The 23524-nt window shown below is 68.7% G+C and carries 13 protein-coding genes; all 13 read left to right on the top strand.

Going from position 1 to position 23524, the window contains the following annotated elements:
• Nucleotides 1-402 precede the first annotated feature (402 nt).
• The 13 genes from purL (at nucleotide 403) to HFK18_RS13910 (ending at nucleotide 23520) form a co-directional block, all read left to right on the top strand.
• Nucleotides 403-4287, top strand: coding sequence for a phosphoribosylformylglycinamidine synthase (purL, locus tag HFK18_RS13850; protein ID WP_180166716.1), 3885 nt, complete (start codon nucleotides 403-405; stop codon nucleotides 4285-4287).
• Nucleotides 4288-4726: 439 nt separating this feature from the next.
• A complete protein-coding gene (locus HFK18_RS13855; protein ID WP_180166717.1) occupies nucleotides 4727-12844 on the top strand; it encodes an ESPR-type extended signal peptide-containing protein in 8118 nt (2705 codons plus the stop codon).
• A 162-nt stretch (nucleotides 12845-13006) separates the two neighbouring features.
• Nucleotides 13007-14893: a S8 family peptidase gene (locus tag HFK18_RS13860; RefSeq protein WP_180166718.1), complete on the top strand. Its 1887-nt coding sequence runs from the start codon at nucleotides 13007-13009 to the stop codon at nucleotides 14891-14893.
• A 135-nt stretch (nucleotides 14894-15028) separates the two neighbouring features.
• The gene (gene gspE, locus HFK18_RS13865) at nucleotides 15029-16750 is read left to right on the top strand and encodes a type II secretion system ATPase GspE (protein ID WP_100462854.1); all 1722 of its coding nucleotides are present in this window, start codon (nucleotides 15029-15031) and stop codon (nucleotides 16748-16750) included.
• Nucleotides 16751-16774: 24 nt separating this feature from the next.
• Nucleotides 16775-17995 carry a type II secretion system F family protein gene (locus HFK18_RS13870; protein ID WP_100551522.1) on the top strand — a complete coding sequence of 407 codons (1221 nt, stop codon included), beginning with the start codon at nucleotides 16775-16777 and terminating at the stop codon, nucleotides 17993-17995.
• Nucleotides 17996-18044: 49 nt separating this feature from the next.
• The gene (gspG, locus tag HFK18_RS13875) at nucleotides 18045-18488 is read left to right on the top strand and encodes a type II secretion system major pseudopilin GspG (protein ID WP_032951922.1); all 444 of its coding nucleotides are present in this window, start codon (nucleotides 18045-18047) and stop codon (nucleotides 18486-18488) included.
• Nucleotides 18489-18494: 6 nt separating this feature from the next.
• Nucleotides 18495-18989: a GspH/FimT family pseudopilin gene (locus HFK18_RS13880; RefSeq protein WP_180166719.1), complete on the top strand. Its 495-nt coding sequence runs from the start codon at nucleotides 18495-18497 to the stop codon at nucleotides 18987-18989.
• On the top strand, nucleotides 18986-19405 hold the full coding sequence (locus HFK18_RS13885) for a prepilin-type N-terminal cleavage/methylation domain-containing protein (RefSeq protein ID WP_180166720.1): 420 nt from the start codon (nucleotides 18986-18988) through the stop codon (nucleotides 19403-19405). The genes HFK18_RS13880 and HFK18_RS13885 overlap by 4 nt, the downstream gene beginning before the upstream one ends.
• On the top strand, nucleotides 19402-20034 hold the full coding sequence (locus HFK18_RS13890) for a type II secretion system protein J (protein WP_180166721.1): 633 nt from the start codon (nucleotides 19402-19404) through the stop codon (nucleotides 20032-20034). The genes HFK18_RS13885 and HFK18_RS13890 overlap by 4 nt, the downstream gene beginning before the upstream one ends.
• The gene (locus HFK18_RS13895) at nucleotides 20031-20894 is read left to right on the top strand and encodes a type II secretion system protein GspK (protein WP_180166722.1); all 864 of its coding nucleotides are present in this window, start codon (nucleotides 20031-20033) and stop codon (nucleotides 20892-20894) included. Before HFK18_RS13890 ends, HFK18_RS13895 begins: the two co-directional genes overlap by 4 nt.
• Nucleotides 20891-22060 (top strand): PilN domain-containing protein, encoded by a 1170-nt coding sequence (locus HFK18_RS13900; protein ID WP_180166723.1) that lies wholly within the window; start codon nucleotides 20891-20893, stop codon nucleotides 22058-22060. Before HFK18_RS13895 ends, HFK18_RS13900 begins: the two co-directional genes overlap by 4 nt.
• Nucleotides 22035-22742: a type II secretion system protein GspM gene (gene gspM, locus HFK18_RS13905; RefSeq protein ID WP_180166724.1), complete on the top strand. Its 708-nt coding sequence runs from the start codon at nucleotides 22035-22037 to the stop codon at nucleotides 22740-22742. Before HFK18_RS13900 ends, gspM begins: the two co-directional genes overlap by 26 nt.
• Nucleotides 22732-23520 (top strand): general secretion pathway protein GspN, encoded by a 789-nt coding sequence (locus HFK18_RS13910; protein WP_180166725.1) that lies wholly within the window; start codon nucleotides 22732-22734, stop codon nucleotides 23518-23520. The genes gspM and HFK18_RS13910 overlap by 11 nt, the downstream gene beginning before the upstream one ends.
• The last annotated feature ends 4 nt before the right edge of the window (nucleotides 23521-23524 follow it).

Consider the following 23524-nt stretch of genomic DNA (forward strand, 5'->3'; position numbering starts at 1 on the left):
AAGACGAACAAAAAATCAAAATCAAACGCCGATCGCTTCGCTCTCAGGCGTTTGATTCCAGACATTCCTGTGGTTGCCGGCCAGCGGTCGGTAACCAAGGAGCATCCACGCATGGCGTGGATCTACCAACAGATCGCGGAGATCTGTCGAAGGCAGGGTGGGTCCGGTGGCGGGGGTGTCCGCGGCATGGATGCCGCGGCCAAGCCCCCAGGGACGGGTTTACGGCGTCCCCCGCCACCGGACCCACCCCGCCATCCCACGGAATGCCCGCTGTCGCTTTGGCTGTTGCCGTTGCTTCGGCTCTGGCTCTGGCCTCTGCGGGTGCCGGGCGCCGCCCGGCCGAAGCCTACCCCCGCTTCCGGTACAATGTCGGGCCCGTTTCCCAACTACGGTTCCCCGGACATGATGGTCCTCGAGGGCGCGCCCGCCCTGTCGCCGTTCCGCCGCGAACGTCTTGAATCCCGCCTGCAGTCCATCGCTCCCTCCCTGCGCATCAGCGGTGCCTGGCACGTCTACTTCGTGCAGGCCGAGGGCACTGCCGCCCCCGACGTCGATACCCTGTGCCGCATCCTGGAAGCCCGTCCGCAGTCCGAGGCGGTTGCTGACGGTGCGGTCAGCCGCATCGTGGTGCCGCGCCTGGGCACGCTGTCGCCGTGGTCGAGCAAGGCCAGCGAACTGGTCCGCGGTGCCGGCCAGCCGGTGAGCCGGGTCGAGCGTGGCCTGCGCATCGACGTACTGGGATGGCCGGCCGATGCTGCCGCCCAGCAGGCACTGATCAAGGTGCTGCACGACCCGATGACGCAGTCGGTGCTGGAGACCGTCGATCAGGGCCAGTCCCTGTTCTCGAGCCCGGCCCGTGGCGAACTGGAGCGCGTGCCGGTGGACCAGCTGGAGGCCGCCAACCAGCGCCTCGGCCTGGCCATGGCGCAGGACGAGATCGACTACCTGCGCGAGCGTTTCACCGCGCTGGGCCGGTCGCCGTCGGACGTGGAGCTGATGATGTTCGCGCAGGCCAATTCCGAGCACTGCCGGCACAAGATCTTCAATGCCAGCTGGACCATCGACGGCCAGGAGCAGGACCGCTCGCTGTTCCGGATGATCAAGAACACCCACCAGCAGACGCCGCAGCACACGCTCAGCGCGTACAGCGACAATGCGGCGGTGATCGAAGGCCACCCGGCATCGCGCTATCGCCCGGACCCGGCCAGCGGCGAGTACCGCCGCGAACCACAGGTGCCGAGCTCGTTCCAGATCAAGGTGGAAACACACAACCACCCGACCGCGATCGCGCCGTTCCCGGGCGCGTCGACCGGCGCCGGTGGTGAAATCCGCGACGAAGGTGCAACCGGTCGTGGCGGCAAGCCGAAGGCTGGCCTGAGTGGTTTCTCGGTCTCGCACCTGCGCATTCCCGAGCTGCCGCAGCCGTGGGAGGCGCCGCGTGCGCTGAACCCGCGCATGGCGCCGGCGCTGGAGATCATGACCGACGGCCCGCTCGGCGGCGCTGCGTTCAACAACGAGTTCGGCCGCCCGGCCCTGCTCGGCTACTTCCGCAGCTTCGAACTGCCGGAAGGCGCCGACCTGGTACGCGCCTACGACAAGCCGATCATGCTGGCCGGTGGCCTTGGCGCCATCGATCGCGTGCAGGTCGACAAGATCCTGCTGCAGGACGGCGATGCCGTGATCGTGCTCGGCGGCCCGGCGATGCTGATCGGCCTCGGCGGCGGTGCCGCCAGTTCGGTCGCCTCCGGTGAAAGCGCCGAGGATCTGGACTTCGCCAGCGTGCAACGCGACAACCCGGAAATGGAGCGTCGCTGCCAGGAGGTCATCGACCGCTGCGTGGCGATGGGGACCAACAACCCGATCAAGTTCTTCCATGACGTCGGTGCCGGTGGCCTGTCCAACGCCATTCCCGAACTGCTGCACGATTCCGGCGTGGGCGGCATCATCGACCTGGGCAAGGTGCCCACCGACGATCCGTCGCTGTCGCCGATGCAGCTGTGGTGCAACGAGTCGCAGGAGCGCTACGTGCTCGGTGTGGCGCAGGAGCGCCTGGCCGAATTCGCCGCGCTGTGCGCACGTGAGCGCTGCCCGTTCGCTGCGGTCGGTGTCGCCACCGCGGCCGAACACCTGGTGGTGGCCTATGGCGCCGTGCCGGGTAACATCCCGGCCGACGCGCCGATCGACCTGCCGATGGACGTGCTGTTCGGCAAGCCGCCGAAGATGCACCGCGATACCGCGCACCCGCCGGCACCGCGCTGGCCGGCGCTGAAGACCGGTGGACTGGACCTGCAGGAAGCCGGTCTGCGCGTGCTCGCGCACCCGACGGTGGCCTCCAAGAACTTCCTGGTCACCATCGGCGACCGCAGCGTCGGCGGCCTGACCGCGCGCGAGCAGATGGTTGGCCCGTGGCAGCTGCCGGTGGCCGACGTGGCGATCACCCTGGCCGATTTCGACGGCGTGGCCGGCGAGGCGATGGCGCTGGGCGAACGCACGCCGCTGGCGCTGCTGGACGCGGCTGCTTCGGCCCGCATGGCCGTGGGCGAAGCACTGACCAACCTGTGCGCGGCCCCGGTCGATGCGCTGGATGAAATCAAGTTGTCGGCGAACTGGATGGCCGCTGCCGGCCACCCGGGCGAAGACGCGCTGCTGTACGACGCGGTGAAGGCGGTGGGCATGGAACTGTGCCCGCAGCTGGACATCAGCATCCCGGTGGGCAAGGACTCGCTGTCGATGCAGGCGCAGTGGCACGACCAGGGCGAGGCGCACAAGAGCGTGTCGCCGGTGTCGCTGGTGATCACCGCGTTCGCGCCGGTGGCCGATGCACGCCAGCAGCTGACCCCGCTGCTGGACCGCGATATCGACAGCGAGCTGTGGTTGATCGGCCTCGGTGCCGGCAAGCAGCGCCTGGGCGGTTCGATCCTGGCCCAGGTGCACGCCGACCACGGCGACCTGCCGGCCTTCGCCGGTGCCGCCCCGGACCTGGACGACCCGCAGCGCCTGCGTGGCTTCTTCGAGCTGATCCGCGATGCACGCCAAGCCGGCCTGCTGCGCGCGTACCACGACCGCAGCGACGGTGGTGCCTTCGCCGCGCTGTGCGAAATGGCCTTCACCTCGCGCCTGGGCCTGGACATTACCCTCGACGCCTGGGGCGACGATCCGTTCCGCAGCCTGTTCAATGAAGAGCTGGGCGCGGTGGTGCAGATCGCCCGCGAAGACCGCGCCGCGTTCGCCGACCTGGTCGAGCGCCACGCGCTGACCGAGTGCGCACAGCGCATCGCCAAGCCGACCACCGCGCCTGTGGTGCGGGTGTCGCTGGGCGGTGATTCGCTGGCCGAATGGCGCTGGGAAGCATTGTTCGATGCCTGGTGGTCGGTCACCCACGCGATGCAGAAGCGCCGCGACAATCCGGCCAACGCCGATGCCGAGCGCGAGATCGCCCGCGCCTTCACCGCGCCGGGCCTGAAGCCGAAGTTGAGCTTCGATCCCAATGAGGACGTCGCCGCACCGTTCGTGCAGACCGGTGCGCGTCCGCGCGTTGCGATCCTGCGCGAACAGGGCGTCAACGGCCAGATTGAAATGGCCAACGCCTTCGAACGTGCCGGCTTCCGCGCATTCGACGTGCACATGAGCGACCTCATCGAAGGCCGCGTGGCGCTGCAGGACTTCACCGGCCTGGTCGCCTGCGGCGGCTTCAGCTACGGCGACGTGCTGGGTGCCGGCCGGGGCTGGGCGACCTCGATCCTCGAGCGCACTGCGCTGCGCGATGCCTTCGCCGCGTTCTTCGCGCGCGAGGACAGCTTCGCCCTGGGCGTGTGCAACGGCTGCCAGATGATGAGCCAGCTGAAGGACATCATCCCCGGTGCCGAGCACTGGCCGCAGTTCCGCCGCAACGCCAGTGAGCAGTTCGAAGCCCGCACCGCGCTGCTGGAAGTGGTGGAGTCGCCGTCGATCCTGCTGCGTGGCATGGCCGGTTCGCGGCTGCCGGTGGCGGTGGCGCATGGCGAAGGCCAGGCGGTGTTCGACAACGCCGTCGACCAGGCCACAGCCCGCGTCGCGCTGCGCTACATCGATGGCAACGGCAACGTCGCCAGCCAGTACCCGCTGAATCCGAACGGCTCGCCCGACGGCATCACCGGCCTGACCAGCACCGACGGCCGGGTGACCATCATGATGCCGCACCCGGAGCGCACCCCGCGCGCGCTCAACCTGAGCTGGGCCCCGGCCGAGTGGCAGGGCGATTCACCGTGGATGCGCATGTTCCGCAACGCACGGGTGTGGTGCGGCTGATCGCACACGCGTTGCGCAGCTGACGATGCCATCGCGTATGGAAACCCGCCGGGAAACCGGCGGGTTTTTCTTTTTGAATACGGAAACTCCTGCACTGGCCACCAGTTACATACGTTTTCATATGTGAGGATTCCCTCACGTGCGCCTAACAAAATACGTACATAAACAAGTGAAACAGTGAACTGCTTCACGGCAATGGCTTTTGCTGCGTCAAACTCTTGACGATTCGCAAAGATGCCGTTAACACTTGACCCCCGTTTCAAATCTGTTCATCCCGCAGTAACCGCACGGCGCATGCGCTCGGTTTTCTGTCCCTGCGCGCCGTTCGGCAATACCCCGCAGTAAATCACGCGAATAACGCCCCCAGGGGACGTTGAACCACGAAGGTTCGGCGGTGGCGTTGCTTTGCCCAAAACCAGTCCAATCAGGAGCCGTACCGATGAATCGGATTTATCGCAAGGTCTGGAACAAAGCATTGGGTCAGTTGGTGGTGGCCTCGGAACTGGCCTCTTCCAGCTCATCAGGCGGGGTCGTCGACCAGCGCCGCAGTGCGACGGATGCCGCGCCGGCACGACTGGCCGCAGCGTTGGCCTTGGCAATGGGACTGGGAATGACCGGTGTCGTTTCGGCGCAGTCGGTCGAGATTGGTGGCAGCGCGAACTGCGTGGTGCTCAACAGCAAAGTGGTGGACAAGTGCGCGGTCGATGGCACTGCCAGCGCCAAGGGCAGCAACGCGGTGGCGATCGGTGCGGGTACCAGCGCCACCGGCGCCAACAGCGTGGCGCTGGGCGCCGGTTCCAAGGCAGCACGCGCCAACACCGTCTCTGTCGGTGATGCCGGCAAGGAACGGCAGGTGACCAACGTCGCCGCCGGTACCGCCGCCACCGATGCGGTGAACAAGGCGCAGCTGGATGCACAGGCACGCGCCACGCAGGCTGCGCTTGCGCAGGCGGCGGCCGAGGGCAGCCGCTATTTCAAGGCCGATGGCGCGGGTGACAACAGCGACGCGGCGAAGATCGAAGGCGAGGGCGCCATCGCGGTCGGCAGTGGCAGCCAGTCGCTGGCCAACGCCACCACTGCGGTCGGCACCCAGGCGATTGCTGCGGGCGTCGGTGCCAGTGCCTTCGGCCAGAACGCGCTTGCCTTCGGCGATGCCAGCGTGGTGGTCGGGCAGAGCGCGGCCGCATTCGGCCTGGGCGATACCGCCGTCGGTGCCCATGCCGTGGCCGCCAGCGAGAACGGCGCAGCCACCGCACTGGGTGCACTGTCCGAAGCCAGCGCCGATGGCGCAACTGCGGTCGGTGCAGGCGCGGTGGCCATGGGCCCGGGCAGCACCTCGCTGGGCCGCGGTGCGACGGCCGCCAACGAAGCCTCCATTGCCGTCGGTGCGTTCAGCACCGCAGTGGGCGAGTACAGCACCGCGCTCGGCTCCAATTCGGCCGCCGTGGCCACCGGCAGCGTGGCGCTCGGCGCCGGCTCGCTGGCCGATCGCGTGGATACCGTGTCGGTAGGCGCGGTCGACTACGGCCTGACCCGGCAGATCACCAGTGTCGCCGCAGGTACCGAAGACACCGATGCGGTCAACGTCGGTCAGTTGAAGGACGTGGCGGCAGTAGCCGATACCACCGCCAAGCGCTTCCAGGCCACCGGCAGCAGCAACAGCGATGCCGGCGCATTGGCCGAGGGAGATGACGCGCTCGCCGCTGGCGAAGCCGCCAATGCGATCGGCAACGGCACGACCGCCGTCGGTGCAGGTGCGACCGCTGTCGCGCAGAACGCCACTGCGGTCGGCAACAACGCGCTGGCCTCGGGCCAGAACAGTGCGGCCTTCGGCAACAACGCGCAGGCAGTCGGTCCGGGCAGCGTCGCCGTCGGCGGTGCTGCGGTGGATGCTGATGGCAATCCGCTGATCACCAGTGGTGGCGTGCCGGTAGAGACCGGCGCCACCAGTGCCGGGGTCGGTGGTACCGCTGTCGGCGCCAGCGCCGATGCCGGCGGTTTCGCCGCCTCGGCGTACGGCGTGGGTGCCTACGCGGCAGGTGTACAGTCGTCGGCGTTCGGCGCGGTCTCCAATGCCATCGGCGACTACTCCACGGCCGTCGGTACGCAGAGCAACGCTACCGGCACCAGCAGCGTGGCCATTGGTGGCCCGGCCGATCTGATCCCGGGCCTGGGCTTCTTCGTGCAGACCCAGGCCAGTGGCGAAGCGGCCACGGCCGTCGGTGCCGGCGCGATTGCCAGCGGTGACCATGCCGTGGCCAACGGCAGCCTGACCGAGGCCTCCGGTGCCGAGGCGGTCGCAGTGGGTTACTTCGCCTATGCACCGGGCGAGAACGCCAGTGCATTGGGTGCGCAGACCTGGGCCAGTGGCGCGCAGAGCACCGCCGTCGGCTACTACGCCACTGCGCGTGGTGCCAACAGCGTTGCACTGGGTGCGAATTCCGAAGCGGTGCGCGCCAACAGCGTGGCTGTGGGCAGTGCCGGCAACGAGCGGCAGATCACCAGCGTGGCGGCCGGCAGCGAAGCCACCGATGCAGTGAACAAGGCACAGCTGGACGCCGTGGCCAGCACCGCCGACACCACCGCGCGCTTCTTCCAGGCGCAGCCGGAGAGCGGCAGCGATGCCGGTGCCTATGCAGAAGGCGAGGGTGCCGTAGCGGCGGGTTCGGCCAGCAACGCCATCGGTGCCGGCGCGCTGGCACAGGGCGCAGGCGCTGCGGCCATCGGCGCCGACAGCGTGGCACTGGGTCGCAATACCTTCGCCGACGGTGACGGTGCAGTGGCCGTGGGTGGCCTCGGCCAGGCGTACGACGAATACAACCAGCCCCTGCTGGATGACCAGGGCAATCCGGTGCAGATCGGCACCACCGCTTCGGCCGGTTCCACCGCCGTCGGCAATGCCGCGCAGGCGACCGGTGCCAGCAGCAGCGCCTTCGGCAATGCAGCACAGGCCACCGGCGACAACAGTTTCGCGGCAGGCGGCAAGTCGCGCGCTACCGGCAGCTATGCCGTCGCCATCGGTGACAGCGCCTTTGCCAAGTCCGACGACAGCACCGCCGTGGGTGGTTACAGCACCGCCAGCGAGGAGGGCGCCACCGCTTTCGGCGCCGGTGCCTGGGCCACCGGCCGCAATGCTTCGGCGTTCGGTCCGGCGGCATGGGCCAGCGCCAACGGTGCCACCTCCATCGGCTACAACAGCTGGGCCAACGGCATCAGTTCCACCGCTGTCGGCCGCGGCGCCTTCAGCTACGGCGACAACAGCGTTGCGCTGGGCTTCCAGGCGCTGGGCAACAGCATCAACAGCATCGCCATCGGCACCAACACGGTGGCCGGCGGTGAAAGTGCGATCGCCTTGGGCGCGGGTAGTACGGCCAGTGGCAACAACGCGGTTGCGCTGGGTGCCGGTTCGGTGGCCAGCCGTGACGGCAGCGTGTCGGTGGGCAGCGCCGGCAACGAGCGGCAGATCACCAGTGTGGCGGCCGGTACCCAGGCTACCGATGCGGTGAACAAGTCGCAGCTCGATGCGGTTGCAGCCAGTGCGGCGACCACCAGCAAGTACTTCCAGGCCAGTGGCAGCGCCGACAGCGATGCCGGCGCCTACGTGGAAGGTGACAACGCGCTGGCCGCCGGTGAATCGGCCAACGCCATCGGCAACGGTGCAACCGCGCTGGGCAGTGGCGCCAATGCGCTGGCCAGCAATGCACAGGCCATCGGCTTCAATGCCCTGGCCACTGCAGCCAATGCCAGCGCCATCGGTGCCAACGCGCAGGCGACCGGCGAATACGCCACCGCACAAGGTGCCGAGAGCGAAGCCAGTGGCGAGCAGAGTGCGGCCTTCGGTGCGGCCTCGGTGGCCAGCGGCGCCGGCAGCACCGCCACCGGCGTGTTGTCCGAGGCGAGTGGCGAGGAAGCCGTAGCGGTAGGTTACTTCAGCAATGCCAGCGGTGAGGCGGCCACGGCGGTCGGCAGTGAAAGCGTGGCCAGCGGCACCGCTTCGGCCGCGTTCGGCATCGGCGCCGAAGCGACCGGCGGCTACAGCACGGCCATCGGTGGTTACGCCAACGCATCGGCATTCAACGCCACCGCCTTCGGCAACTTCGCCAACGCCTCCGGCTCCAACAGCGTGGCGCTCGGCGGCGATTCGGAAGCATCCGGTGCCTACAGCACCGCCACCGGCCAGGGCAGCCTGGCTACCGGCACCAATGCCGTGGCTGTCGGTGGTTCGTTGTTCGGCCTGCTGGCGACCGAAGCATCCGGCGACTATTCCACTGCGGTCGGTGGCGGCGCCTATGCGCCGGGCATCAACAGCACCGCGCTGGGCAATGCGGCGGAATCGCGTGGTGCCAACAGCGTGGCGCTGGGTGCCGATTCGATTGCAGACCGCGACAACACCGTGTCGGTCGGAGGTGGCGGCAACACCCGCCAGATCACCAACGTGGCAGCGGGTACCCAGGGTACCGATGCAGTGAACAAGGACCAGCTGGACGCAGTGGCCGCCGAAGGGGCCAAGACCAGCAAGTACTTCCAGGCCAGTGGCAGCGCCGACAGCGATGCTGGTGCCTACGTGGAAGGCGACAGCGCGCTGGCTGCCGGTGAGGCCGCCAATGCGATCGGCACCGGTGCCACCGCACTCGGCAGTGGCGCAACGGCGGTGGCCGCGAACGCTACGGCAGTGGGCTTCAACAGCCTGGCCAGCGGCGGCAACGCGGCCGCAGTGGGCAACAACGCGCAGGCGACCGGTGAAGACAGCGCGGCCCTCGGCAGCGGTGCGGTGGCCAGCGAAACCAGCACCACTGCGACCGGTGCAGGCGCGCAGGCGACGGCGGTGTACAGCACCGCCAACGGTGCCGAGGCGGTCGCCAGCGGTGCGCAGTCGCTGGCCAGTGGTTTCCGTTCGGCAGCCTCTGCAGACGGCACCACCGCAGTAGGCGGCTACAGCGAAGCCAGTGGCCGACTCGGCTCGGCGCTCGGTTATGGCACCGTCGCCAGTGGTGCCAACAGCACCGCTGCCGGCGTGTTCGCTGCGGCGTCGGGCGCCAGCTCGGTGGCCATGGGTGATTCCAGCGAAGCCAGCGGCGATGAGAGCGTGGCCATCGGTGGCAGCACCTTCTTCGGCCTGGTGCCGTCGCGTGCCAGTGGTTACGGCGCAGCGGCGTTCGGCGCCGGTGCCTGGGCCACCGACGATTACGCCACCGCCATCGGCTGGAACTCGTGGGCCGATGGCGCCGAGTCGACTGCGCTGGGTGCCAGCGCTACCGCCAACGGCGCCAACAGCGTGGCTCTGGGCGCAGGTTCGAAGGCCGACCGTGACAACACGGTGGCCGTCGGCAGTGCCGGCAGCGAACGCCAGGTGACCCACGTCGCCGCGGGCACCGAAGGCACCGATGCGGTCAACAAGAACCAGCTCGATGCCGTCGCTGCCACGGCGGACAAGACCAGCAAGTACTTCCAGGCCAGTGGCAGCGCCGACAGCGATGCCGGTGCCTACGTGGAAGGCGACAGCGCACTGGCTGCCGGTGAAGCGGCCAATGCGATCGGAAATGGCGCAACCGCGCTCGGCAGCGGTGCCACGGCCGTGGCCGCCAACGCGACCGCCGTCGGCTTCAACACGCTGGCGACCGGCAGCAATGCGGCCGCGGTCGGCAGCAACGCACAGGCCACCGGCGCAGAAAGTGCCGCACTAGGCAATGGCGCGGTGGCCAGTGGAATCAGCGCTACCGCCACCGGCACCGCTGCACAGGCCAGCGGCGTCTACAGCACGGCCAATGGTGCAGAGGCTGTCGCCAGCGGTGCGCAATCGCTGGCCAGTGGTTTCCGTAGTGCGGCTTCGGCCGATGGCACCACCGCCATCGGTGGCTACAGCGAAGCCAGCGGCCGCCTTGGTACCGCACTGGGCTATGGTTCGGCGGCGACCGGTGCCAACACCACAGCTGTTGGCTTTGGAGCAGCGGCAGCAGGTAGCGGTGCGGTCGCCGTCGGTCAATCCAGCGAAGCCAGTGGCGCAGAGAGTGTCGCCATCGGTGGCAGCACCTTCTTCGGCCTGATCCCGTCGCGTGCCAGCGGTACCGGTGCGGCGGCGTTCGGTGCCGGTGCATGGGCCACCGACGACTACGCCACCGCGATCGGTTGGAATGCGTGGGCCGATGCGGCTGACAGCACCGCGCTGGGTGCCAGCGCTACGGCCAGCGCTGCCAACAGCGTTGCTCTCGGTGCGGGTTCAAAGGCGGACCGTGCCAACACGGTGGCCGTCGGCAGCGCAGGCAACGAACGCCAGGTCACCCATGTTGCCGCCGGCACCGAGACCACCGATGCGGTGAACAAGGGTCAGCTGGATGCAGTAGCCAGTGTCGCCGACAAGACCAGCAAGCACTTCCAGGCCAGTGGCAGTGCCGACAGCGATGCCGGGGCGTACGTCGAAGGCGACAACGCGCTGGCCGCGGGTGAAGCGGCCAATGCGATCGGCAACGGCGCCAGTGCGCTCGGCAGTGGTGCCACCGCAGTTGCGGCCAACGCCACCGCGGTGGGCTTCAATGCGCTGGCCAGCGGCGCCAATGGTGCGGCGCTGGGCAATGCGGCACAGGCCACCGGCGTGGACAGCGTAGCCCTGGGCAGTGGTGCTGCCGCCAGCGAACTCGGCTCCAGTGCCACCGGCGCCGGTGCACAGGCCAAGGGTGCCTACAGCACCGCCAGCGGCGCGCAGTCCACCGCCAGCGGCACGCAGTCGCAGGCCAGTGGCTTCCGTGCCACCGCAACGGCGGACGGCGCTTCGGCGCTGGGTAGCTACGCCGAGGCCAGCGGTCGCCTCGGCACCGCTGTCGGCTACAGCGCCAAGGCCACCGCCGCCGGTTCCACGGCGGTTGGTTTCGGTGCCACCGCAAGTGCCGCCAACAGCACGGCGCTGGGCGCGTCGGCAGTAGCCGATCGGGCCAACACGGTATCGGTGGGTAGTGCAGGCGCAGAGCGGCAGATTACCCGCGTTGCCGCCGGTACCCAGGCCACCGATGCAGTCAACCGCGCGCAGCTGGATGCGGTCGCTTCCACCGCCGACACCACCAGCCGCCACTTCCGCGCCAGCGGCAGTGGCACCGCAACCGCCAGCGGCACCGACGCGGTGGCCATCGGCTCGGCTGCCAACGCCGGCGGTGCACGCAGCAACGCACTGGGTGCCAATGCCTCGGCCATTGGTGGCGGCGCGCTTGCGCTGGGTGCCAACAGCGGCGTCACCGGGATCAACTCGGTCGCCCTCGGCACCGGTGCACGTGCCCTGGAAGCCAACGTGGTGTCGGTCGGTGGCGGCAACGGCACCGCCGGCCCTGCCACGCGCCGCATCGTCAACGTTGCAGATGGCCGCATCACCGCCGGCAGCAGCGATGCCGTGACCGGTTCACAGCTCAACGTCACCAACCAGCGCGTGGGCGCGGTGGAAACCCGGGTCGGAGATTTCGACTCGCGCATCGCCACCGTTGAAACCAGCGCGGCCAGTTCGGTCGGCTACGACGATGCCAGCCGCGACCGCCTGACCCTGGCCGGTATCCAGGGCACCACCATCGACAACGTCGGCGCCGGCAGCATCGCCTCCGGCAGCCGCCAGGCGATCAACGGTGGGCAGCTGTTCCAGTCGCTCAGCGATGCCGCCAGCTTCCTCGGCGGCGGTGCCAGCGTCGGCATGCAGGGGGTGTTCGTTGCGCCGAACTATGTGATCCAGGGTTCCACCTACAGCAACGTCGGCGACGCACTGGGCGCACTGGACCGCAAGGTCAGCGAGATCGATCGTCGCACCGCCAGCGGCACACGTTCCGGCGCGGCCAGCCTGCGTTCGATGGCCGCTCCGCTGGACGCCGACGCAGCCAGCGCGGCCACGGCTTCGGCCACCGCCGATGCGAGCCTGGCGGATAGCGGATCGGCAACGGCCACTGCCCGTGTGCAGGGCACCCCGACCGCAGCCAGCGCAGGCAGTGCACAGCCGGCACTGGTCGCAGGCGGTGGCATCAACGCCGTCGCGATGGGGGATGGCGCTGTCGCAAGTGGTGCATCGTCCACCGCGGTCGGCCAGGGCGCGAGTGCAACGGCGGCCAATGCGGTGGCGCTGGGCCAGGGCTCGGTTGCCGATCGCGCCAACACCGTCTCGGTCGGCAGCGAGGGCAACGAACGCCAGGTCACCAACGTGGCGGCCGGTACCACCGCAACCGACGCGGTCAACAAGGGCCAGCTGGACCGTGGCATCACCACCGCCAACAGCTACACCGACAGCCGCGTGCAGGCGGTCACCGACAGCTTCGATGTGTTCAAGGGCGAAGTTGATGGACGCCTGCGCCACATGGATCGCCGCATCGACCGCCAGGGCGCGATGAGCTCGGCGATGCTCAACATGGCCACCAGTGCCGCCGGCATCCGTACCCAGAACCGGGTCGGCGTCGGCATCGGCTTCCAGGGCGGCGAGTCGGCCATGTCGCTGGGCTACCAGCGTGCGATCAGCGATCGCGCCACGGTCACCATCGGTGGTGCCTTCAGCAGTGATGACAGCTCGGTCGGCGTCGGTGCCGGCTTCGGCTGGTAAGTGCGCAACAACGTGCCGGTGGGCAACCCCATCGGCACGTCGAGCAGTGAGCGCCAAAGGGGCGTGGCACGGCAACCCTGGTGGGCCAGCCAGGGCAGTCGCAGGGAGTGATGGCCGTAGTGAGCTCCGTCCGTGCAACGGGCGGAGAAGGAAAGCTCAACCATGACCTTGAAGAGGATTTCGAACGTGACCAAGAAGCAGACCCTTCGCATCAATGTGCTGGCTGCCGCCGTGCTGTCGTTGACTGTCGGCGTCGGTGCGGCGCATGCGGCCAAGCCGGGCGTGGCCAAGGAACCGGCACGCGTGGCCAGCACTGCCCAGCAGAGCGTGGACGGCATCATCGTGAAGTACCGCAACGGCACTGCTGCCGCCAGCGATCGTTCGACCAAGCTCTCGGTCGTGCAGTCGGCGTTGTCGCGTGCCATCGTCAGCAGCGGCACCACCAGCCGCGCCGCGGCACTGTCTCCGCTGGTGGAGCGCAAGCTCGGTGCCGGTGGCGACCTGATCCGCCTGAAGTCCAAGCTGGGCTCGGCCGACATGCAGAAGGTGCTGGCTGAACTGAATGCCGATCCGTCGGTGCAGTACGCGGTGGCCAACGTGCGCCTGCAGCGTTCGGACCTGCGTGCCACCAACGCGCAGCCGGCACTGGTGCCCAACGACCCCAACTACGCGCAGTACCAGTGGAACTTCTTCAATGCCACCGGTGGTGTGAACGCCCCGGCCGCGTGGGATCTCTCGCAGGGCGAGGGCATCGTGGTCGCCGTGCTCGATACCGGCATCCTGCCGGGCGTGCCGGACTTCGGCAGCAACCTGCTGGAAGGCTACGATTTCATCAGTGACAAGGAATCCTCGCGCCGCCCGAACGACGGCCGCGCGCCCGGCGCCACCGACTACGGTGACTGGGTGGAAACGGCCAACGAGTGCTACACCGGCTCTGAACCGGAAGGCAGTTCCTGGCACGGCACGCACGTTGCCGGCACCATTGCCGAAGTGACCAACAATGGCAGCGCCCTGGCGGGCCTGGCCTACAAGGCCAAGGTGCTGCCGGTGCGCGTGCTGGGCAAGTGCGGTGGCACCCTCGCCGACATCAGTGACGCCATCACCTGGGCCTCCGGTGGCACCGTGCCGGGCATTCCGGCCAACACCAACCCGGCCGAGATCATCAACATGAGTCTGGGCGGTGGCGGCGCATGCGATGCCGCCTACCAGGACGCGATCAACGGCGCGGTGTCGCGCGGCACCCTGGTGGTGGTCGCGGCCGGCAACGAAACCGACAACGCATCCAAGTACCGTCCGGCCAGCTGCAACAACGTGGTGGCGGTGGGTGCGACCCGTGTCACCGGTGGCATCACCTATTACTCCAACTACGGCACCGCGGTCGACCTGTCGGCCCCGGGCGGTGGCGGCAGCGTCGACGGCAACCCGAACGGCTACATCTGGCAGGTCGGCTCCAGTTCGGAAACCACCCCGGACGCCGGTGAGTGGGTGCTGATGGGCAAGGGCGGCACGTCGATGTCCTCGCCGCACGTTGCCGCCGTGGCCGCCATGGTGCAGAGCGCGTTGATCGCCAAGGGCAAGGAACCGTTGGCCCCGGCCGCACTGGAAACGCTGCTGAAGCAGAGCGCGCGCAAGTTCCCGGTGACCATCCCGGCGGCGACCCCGATCGGCACCGGCATCCTCGATGCCAAGGCCGCGCTGGATGCCGCGCTGAAGGAGCCGTGCACCGAGAACTGCGAGCCGGAGGGCATTCCGCTGACCAACAAGGTGACCGTGGGTGGCTTGGCCGGTGCGGCCGCCAGCGAAACCGTCTACACCTTCGAAGCGGCGGCCGGCAAGACGCTGAGCGTGCTGACCTACGGCGGCAGCGGCAACGTGTCGGTGTATCTGGCGCAGGGCCGCGTGCCCACCGCGACCGACAACGATGCCAAGTCGACCCGCCCGGGCAATACCGAAACCGTGCGCGTAGCCAAGCCGGTGGCCGGTACCTACTACATCAAGGTGGTGGGTGAGGCCGCTTACAGCGGGGTGAGCATTCTGGCGACCCAGTAATAACCGACTGTCGTAAATGAATAAGCGAGGCCCGTCACCTGTGTGACGGGCTTCGTCTTTTTACGAAAGAAGAATCGGAGAGGGTGGAAACCACGGCTTAACTGCTAAAGTCGGGACGATCGACAGGAGAGTCACGTGAACGCGCTCGCTGCCACCGCCATCGACGACACTGAAGGCCGCATCCTCGATGCGCTGCTGGCACGTGGTCGGCTCAAGGAAGGAGATCTGGCGCGTGCGCGGCCACTGCATGCCGAGGCCGGTGGCAGCCTGCTCGGCCTGCTGGTCCGGCTTGGGCTGGTGTCCGAACGTGACCAGGCGCAGGCCAGCGCCGATGTGCTGGGCCTGCCGCTGCTGGAAGGACGGCAGCTGCCTGAATCGCCGCCGCAGGCACTGGCCGAAGGCCTGCCGCTGTCGCTGCGCTTCCTCAAGCAGTTCCACGTATGCCCGCTGGCGCTGGATGAACACGGCGTGCAGCTGTGGCTGGCCGACGCCCACGATCCGTACCCGCAGCAGGCCGTGCAGCTGGCATTGGGCGTGCCGGTAACGCCGCTGCTGGGCATGCGCGCCGAGATCGATGACCTGGTCGAGCGCTGGTTCGGCCAGGGCCGCAGCGCGATGGGGGCGATCGTGGAAACCGCCGATGGCGAAGGCGGTGCAGTGGACGATATCGAGCACCTGCGCGATCTCGCCTCGGAAGCGCCGGTGATCCGCCTGGTCAACCTGGTGATCCAGCGCGCGGTCGAACTGCGCGCATCGGACATCCACGTCGAGCCTTTCGAGAACCGGCTCAAAGTGCGCTACCGCGTCGATGGCGTGCTGGTCGAAGGCGAGAGCCCGCCGGCCAACCTGACCGCCGCGGTGATCAGCCGCATCAAGATCATGGCCCGGCTCAACATCGCCGAGCGTCGCCTGCCGCAGGACGGCCGCATCATGCTGCGCGTGCAGGGCAAGGAGCTGGACCTGCGTGTCAGCACGGTACCCACCGCGCACGGCGAAAGCGTGGTGATGCGCCTGCTCGATCGCGAGACGGTGGTGTTCGACTTCCACCGGTTGGGCTTCACCGATGCCTTCCTGCCGCAGTTCCGCAAGGTGCTTGAACAGCCGCACGGCATCCTGCTGGTGACCGGCCCCACCGGTTCGGGCAAGACCACCACGCTGTACACTGCGCTGAGCCAGCTCAACACCGCCGACGTCAAGATCATCACCGTTGAAGATCCGGTCGAGTACCAGATCGAGGGCATCAACCAGATCCAGGCCAAGCCGCAGATCGGGCTGGATTTCGCCAATGCGCTGCGCAGCATCGTGCGCCAGGATCCGGACATCATCATGATCGGCGAAATGCGCGACCTGGAAACCGCGCGCATCGCGATCCAGTCGGCGTTGACCGGCCACCTGGTGCTGTCCACGCTGCATACCAACAATGCCGCGGGCGGCATCACCCGCCTGCTCGACATGGGCGTGGAAGACTATCTGCTCACCTCCACCATCAACGGCATCCTGGCCCAGCGCCTGGTGCGCCGGCTGGAACCGACCCACGCCGAGCGTTATGAAGCCTCGCCGGAAGAGATCGAGCGCTTCGACCTGCGTCGCCTGCAGCCGCAGGGAACGATCCACCTGTATCGGCCGAAGCCGTCGGCACTGGCGCCGACCGGCTACCTGGGGCGCACCACCATCATGGAATTCCTGGTGATGAACGACGCGCTGCGGCGTGCGGTCATGCGTCGCGATGGCATGGGCGAGATCGAACGCATCGCCCGTGAAGCCGGCATGCGCACCATGTACGAGGATGGCCTGAGCAAGGCCCTGAGCGGGCAGACGACCCTTGAGGAAGTCCTGCGCGTGACCGAGGAAGGCTGATGCGCGGGCAGGGACGACGCTGACATGCCGAACTACCGTTACAAGGCTCTGAATACACACGGTGAAGTGTTCGACGGGCAGATGGAAGCGGCCAGCGAGGCCGAGCTGGTCGCTCGCCTGCAGGACCAGGGCCATCTGCCGATGGAAACGCAGCTGGCCGACGGTGGTGCGGTTGGCGGCAGCAGCCTGCGCGGCCTGTTCCGCCAGCGTCCGCTGCAGGGCGCGGCATTGCTGCAGTTCACCCAGCAGCTGGCGACGCTGCTCGGTGCCGGGCAGCCGCTGGACCGCGCGCTGTCGATCCTGCTCAGCCTGCCCGAAGACGAGCGCTCGCGCCGCGCGATCACCGACATCCGCGACGTGGTGCGCGGTGGCGCGCCGCTGTCGACTGCGCTGGAACGCCAGCACGGCCTGTTCTCGCGCCTGTACGTGAACATGGTGCGCGCCGGTGAAGCCGGTGGCAGCCTGCATGACACGCTGCAGCGCCTGGCCGATTATCTTGAACGCAGCCGTGCGCTGCAGGGCAAGGTGATCAACGCGCTGGTGTACCCGGCGATCCTGCTGGTGGTGGTGGGCGGTGCGCTGCTGTTCCTGCTGGGCTATGTGGTGCCGCAGTTCGCACAGATGTACGAAAGCCTGGACGTGGCGTTGCCGTGGTTCACCAACCTGGTGCTGCAGCTGGGCTTGTTCGTACGCGACTGGTGGGTGCTGCTGCTGGTGGTGCCGGGCGTGCTGCTGCTGTTGTTCGAACGCAAGGCGCGGCAGCCCGCGTTCCGTCTGGCGCTGGATGGCTGGCTGCTGCAGCGCCGCGGCATCGGCCGCCTGCTGGGCGAACTGGAAACCGCGCGGCTGGCGCGCACCCTGGGGACATTGCTGCGCAACGGCGTGCCGTTGCTGGCGGCGCTGGGCATCGCCCGCAACGTACTCGGCAACCGCGCGCTGGCGGCCGATCTGGAAACCGCCGCCGACGAGGTCAAGAACGGCACCGGCCTGTCGCTGGCGCTGTCGCGCGGCAAGCGCTTTCCCCGGCTGGCCCTGCAGATGATCCAGGTCGGCGAGGAGTCCGGCGCGCTCGATACCATGCTGCTGAAAGCTGCTGATACTTTCGAACAGGACAGCGCTCGCCGCATCGACCGCCTGCTGGCGGCGATGGTGCCGGCGATCACCCTGGTGCTGGCCTCGGTGGTCGGCGCGGTGATCGTGGCCGTGCTGGTGCCGTTGTACGACCTCACCAACGCCATCGGCTGACGATGGCCTCCTTCGCAACCCCGACATCCCGTACCTGAAAGGACCGACCATGATTGCTTCCCGTCGACCGATCCGCCTTTCCTTCACCGCCGCACGCCACCAGTCGGGCATGAGCCTGCTGGAGATCATCATCGTCATCGTGCTGATCGGCGCGGTGCTGACCCTGGTCGCCAGCCGCGTGCTCGGCGGCGCCGATCGGGGCAAGGCGAACATCGCCAAGGCGCAGGTGCAGACCGTTGCCTCCAAGGTCGACAACTACCAGATCGACACCGGCAAGCTGCCTGCCTCGCTCAACGACCTGGTGACCGCGCCGGCCGGCGTCGGTGGCTGGCTGGGCCCGTATGCCAAGCCCGCCGACCTAAACGACCCGTGGGGCCACGCGCTGGAGTACCGCGCACCGGGCGAAGGCCAGGCGTATGAGCTGATCAGCCTGGGCAAGGATGGCAAGGCCGGCGGCAGCAGCGTCGACGCTGACATCCGCTACCAGCCGTAAGCGCGCATGCTGCTTTTCCTGCCGCGCCGGTTGTCACGCCCGCGCCTGCACGGCAGGCGCGCAGCGGGCCTGTCGCTGCTGGAAATGCTGCTGGTGATCGCGTTGATCGCGGCCATCGGCCTGATCACCGCCGCTGGCATGTCGCGCGGCTTTGCCGGCATGCAGCTGCGCAGTGCCGGCAAGGACATCGCCAACCAGCTGCGCATGGTGCGCGCGCAGGCGATTGCCCGCGGCGAGCCGCAGCGCTTCGTGATCGAACCGGCGCAGCATCGCTGGCAGGGCGCCAGCCAGCGCCACGGTGAAGTGCCGGCCAAGCTGAAGGTGCAGTTCGAAGGTGCCGCGCAGCTGGCCACCGCACCCGGTCAGGGCGTGATCGAATTCCATCCCGACGGTGGCTCCAGCGGCGGCCGTATCCGCTTGCAGCTGGAGAGTGCCGAGTGGCGCATCGATGTGGGCTGGTTGACCGGTGAAGTCCGTTCCGGACCATGGCGGGCGCAATGAGGTCGCGCGCCCGTGGCTTCACCCTGCTTGAAGTGATCGTTGCCTTCGCACTGCTTGGGTTGGCACTGACGCTGTTGCTCGGCAGCCTGTCCGTTGGCGCGCGCCAGGTGCGTGATGCCGAGCTGCGCACGCGCGCGGTGCTGCACGCGCAGTCGTTGCTGGCTGCCGCTGGGGTGGAAGCGCCACTGCAGGCCGGCAGCCAACAGGGCGAGTGGGAGCAGGGGCGATATCACTGGCAGCTGCAGGTGCAGCCCTGGGCCGAGCCGCGCAGTGGTGCGCTGCCCGCTGCGCAGTCGCCGGGCGCACCGTGGCTGGCGGAACTGCAGCTGCAGGTGCGGTGGGGCGACAGCGAGCGCGAGCAGTTGCGCTGGCGCAGCCTGCGTCTGTTGCCCCCTGCGCTGGAGAATGCGCGATGAGGCGCCGCGCGCGGGGCTTCACCCTGATCGAAGTCATGCTGGCCACCGTGCTTCTGGCTGGCGGCTTGGCGTTGGCGTTCGCCAGCGTGCGCTCGGCGATGGCGATCAGCCAGCGCGGTGAGCAGATTGCCGCGCAGAGCGAACGCATGCGCGCAGTGCAGGCCCTGCTGCGGCGCCAGCTCGCCAGCGCCCTGCGCAGCCCGCTGGAAGTGCCCGATCCCACCCGTGAACCGGTGTTCTTCCAGGGCGACGATCAGGGCATGAAATTCGTTGCCGATCTGCCGGGTTATCTCGGTCGCGGCGGCCCGTACCTGCATGCGCTGCAGGTGGATGGCGCAGCTGGCCACCGCCGCTTGCTGCTGGAGCTGGTACTGCTGCAGGAAGGCGAGCGCATCGAAGAGAACCCGCCGCGCCCGCCCGAAGTGCTGGCGGAGGACTTGAAGGACGTACGGCTGCGCTATCGCGGTGTCGACGCCAGCAACGGGCAGATGACCGAATGGTTGCCCCGTTGGGATGACACCCGGCGCCTGCCGCTGCTGGTGGAAGTGCAGATCGTGCCAAGCAGGGGCACGCCGTGGCCGCCGCTGGTGGTGGCACTGCGCGCCGGCGGCAGCGGAGGCGCGCGATGAAGCGTCCACGCGGTGCCGCGCTGGTACTGGTGCTGTGGCTGATCGCGCTGATGACCGCGCTGGTCGGCGCTTTTGCGCTCAGCGCACGGGTCGAGCACCTGCAGCAGCGGGTGCTCGGTGATGATGCACGCGGCCAGGAGCGCGCGCGCGCGGGCCTGGAATACGCGCTGCTGCGGCTGCAGCCAGACCCGCAGCGTCCGCCGTGGCAGGCCGACGGCCGCGCCTATCGCTGGCAGTTCGACGAGGCCCGTATCGAGATCCGGGTGCTGGATGAGAACGGCAAGATCAACCTCAACCTGGCGGATGCGGCCCTGTTGTCCGCATTCATGCAGGCACTGGGCGAGCCGGCTGAAACCGCCAAGCAGTTGGCCGGCGCGATCATCGACTGGCGCGACGAAGACAGCCTGCTGCAGCCGGGTGGCGGTGCCGAAGCACCCGAGTACGCCGCCGCGGGCCTGCCCTATGGCCCGCGCAACAAGCGCTTTGAAACCCTGGGCGAACTGCAGCGGGTGCTGGGAATGCGCGGGTCGCTGTACGCCGCGATGCTGCCGCACCTGACGCTCTACAGCCGGCAGGCGCGTCCGGATCCACGCTTCGCCAGTGGCCCGGTGTTGACGGCAATGGGCCTGGATGCGGAACAACTGCTGGCGCAACGCGCCCAGCAGGAGCGTGACGGAGATAACGCTGCGGGTGCATCGGCGCTTGCCAGCAGCAGTGGCACCTATAGTATCGAGTCCCGCGCCACTGACGGCAGCGGACGCCTGTCGGTGCTGCAGGCGGTGGTGCGCAACGGATCGGGCGGGGTGCCCGGCCGGACCTACACAGTGCTTCGCTGGGAGCAGGGAATGGCAGCAAGATGACGGCTTGGCAGGACAGTCTGCGGCAGGTGCAGGGCCAGATCGGCCCCGGTGCCGGCCGTTTCCTGCGCTGGTGGCGGCAGTCGTTGCTGGCCTGGGTGCCGATGCGCTGGCAATGGGCGCTGGGCTGGTCGCAGACCCGCCTGCTGCTGCAGTGCGAAGACGGGCAGCTGCAGGTCTGGCGCGAAACCGGTGACGGCCTCGAGCCCGTGGCCCGTCTTCCGTGGCCGCTGCAACCGGCGGACCTGGACCGCGTGCTGGAGCCGCGCCTGCGCAGCCTGCCACGGGTGTGGCTGCTGCCCGCCGGGCAGGTTCTGCGGCGCACGCTGCGCCTGCCCGCCGCGGCCGGTGACCGTCTGCGCGCGGTGGTCGGCTACGAGATCGACCGGCAGACACCGTTCGAAGCCAGCCAGGTCAGCTATGACATCCGTGAACTGGGCAGTGCCGGCGAAGGCCTGCTGCAGGTGGAACTGGTGGCGTGGCCGCTGCGTCAGGTCGATGACTGGCGTGCGCAGATCGGCGACTGGGCTGACGCGCTGGCCGGTGTTGATGCGATCGATGCACAGGGCCGCACGTTGCAGGTCAACCTGCTGCCGCCCGCGCAGCGTCAGCAGCGGCCGGACCCGATGCGGCGCTGGAACCTGCTGCTTGCCGCAGCGGCGCTGGTGATGCTGGTGCTGGCGGCGATGCAGCTGCTGGACAACCGCCGCGCTGCTGTCGATGCGCTGCGCGAAGACGTCGAGCGCAGCGCCCGCAGCGCGCGTGGTGTTGCCAGCGAACGCAGCCAGCTGCAGGCGCTGTTGGATGGAGCGACGTTCCTGGAAACACAACGCAACCAGCGCGCCAGTACCGTCGAAGTGTGGAATGAGCTGACCCGGCGCCTGCCTGATGGTACCTACCTGGAAAAACTGGCGATCGAGAACAACAGCCTGCAGCTGATCGGCCTCAGCAGCGAAGCATCGCAGCTGGTTCCGCTGCTGCAGGACGCGCCGCAATGGCGCAAGGTCAACCTCACCGGCGTGCTGCAGGCCGATGGTGCCGCCAGTGGCCGCGACCGCTTCACCCTGACCGCCGAGCTGCAGCCATTGCCTTCGGCCGCACCTGCGCCCGCAGCCGCCGCGACTGAAACCACGGAGGCGGCCCATGCCGATGCCAAGCGCACGCCGTGACCGCTGGTTGGCACTGGCACTGCTGTTGGCAGTGCTGGGCCTGGCCTACCTGCTGCTGGTGCACCCGTGGTTCACCCAGCCATTGCTCGCGATCGACGCCGATGCCGCTGCCCTGCGCGAGCGCCAGCAGCGCGTACAGGCGCAGCTGCAGCAGCAGCCGCAGATCGAACAGCGGCTGCGCGCGACCCGCGACGCCCTGCAGCAGCGCCCCGGGTTCCTGCAGGAAGCCACCGCCGAAGCCGCTGCGGCCGCGCTCGGCGCACGCCTGCAGGATGCGGTGGCGATGGCCAGCCCGGGCAACCGCAGCTGCACCATCAGCAACCGCACGCCATTGAGCGACAACCGTCGCGATGCCGCCTTCGTCCGTGTGGCGATGCAGGTGCGCCTGCGCTGTGGCGTGGCCGAACTGGCCACCGTGCTGCACAGCCTGGAGACCGGCAGCCCGCGCCTGTTCGTGGACAACCTCAACCTGATCGCGCAGCGCTTCCAGCAATCGCCGAACGAATCCGGCCTCGGTCTCGATGTGTCCTTCGAGCTGGCCGGCTACCTGTTGCCAGGTGCGGCTGCCGATCCCGCCACAGCGCCCGTGGCCACGCCACCTGCGGCGGCGCCGGTGGTGTCGCCGCCGGCACCGGCGGAGCAGCCTGCTGCCGATGCGCAGGAGGTGGCCGATGAAGCTTGAACAGATCAACCTGCGCACCGGGCTGTTGCTGGCGCTGGCCGGATGGGCGGCCGCGACCTGGCTGGCCACCGGCTTCGGTCTTGGCAGCCAGCTGCCCACGGTCAGCGCAGAAGGCGACGCCCAGGCCGCGCTGCCGGCATTGCCGGTGCTGGCCGCTGAACGCATGGCCGGCGCAGACAGCTACAGCGTGATCAGCGAGCGGCCCCTGTTCGCAGAGGACCGCAAGCCACGCCCGTATCTGCTGGGCGGCAGCGAAGCCGCCGCCAGTCCCACGCTGCGCCTGACCGGCGTGCTGCTCACCCGTGATTTCAGCATGGCCACCTTCACCACCGAGCAGGGCCGCTCGCTGCGCCTGCGCCTCAATGGCGATGCCGTCGATGGCTGGCAACTGGTCGCCTTGGAACCACGCCAGGCCACGGTGATCGGCTCCAGTGGCAGTCAGGTGCTGGAGCTGGCCGTGTTCAATGGCCAGGGCGGTGAAGCGCCGACGGTCCTGCGCGGGGCCAATGGCGCACCGCCTGTGCCCGGCGCGGTGGTTCCGCCGCCGCCGCCACAGCCGGCGCCCAGCCAGACCCAGCCCAACCCACGTGCCACCGATGGCAACGTGGCTCCCGCGTCGCCTGCACCGGCCGCGGCCGCCGCGCCACCTGCCAACACCAACGGTCCCAGCGAAGCGCAGATGCAGGCCATCCGCGAACGCATCCAGGCCCGCCGCCGTCAGCTGCAGCAACAGCAGCAACAACCGTCGCCGCCCCCGGGCGATGGCACCAACCGATAGAGTG

This window comes from Stenotrophomonas sp. SbOxS2, from assembly GCF_013416715.1.
Classification (GTDB): Bacteria; Pseudomonadota; Gammaproteobacteria; order Xanthomonadales; family Xanthomonadaceae; genus Stenotrophomonas; species Stenotrophomonas lactitubi.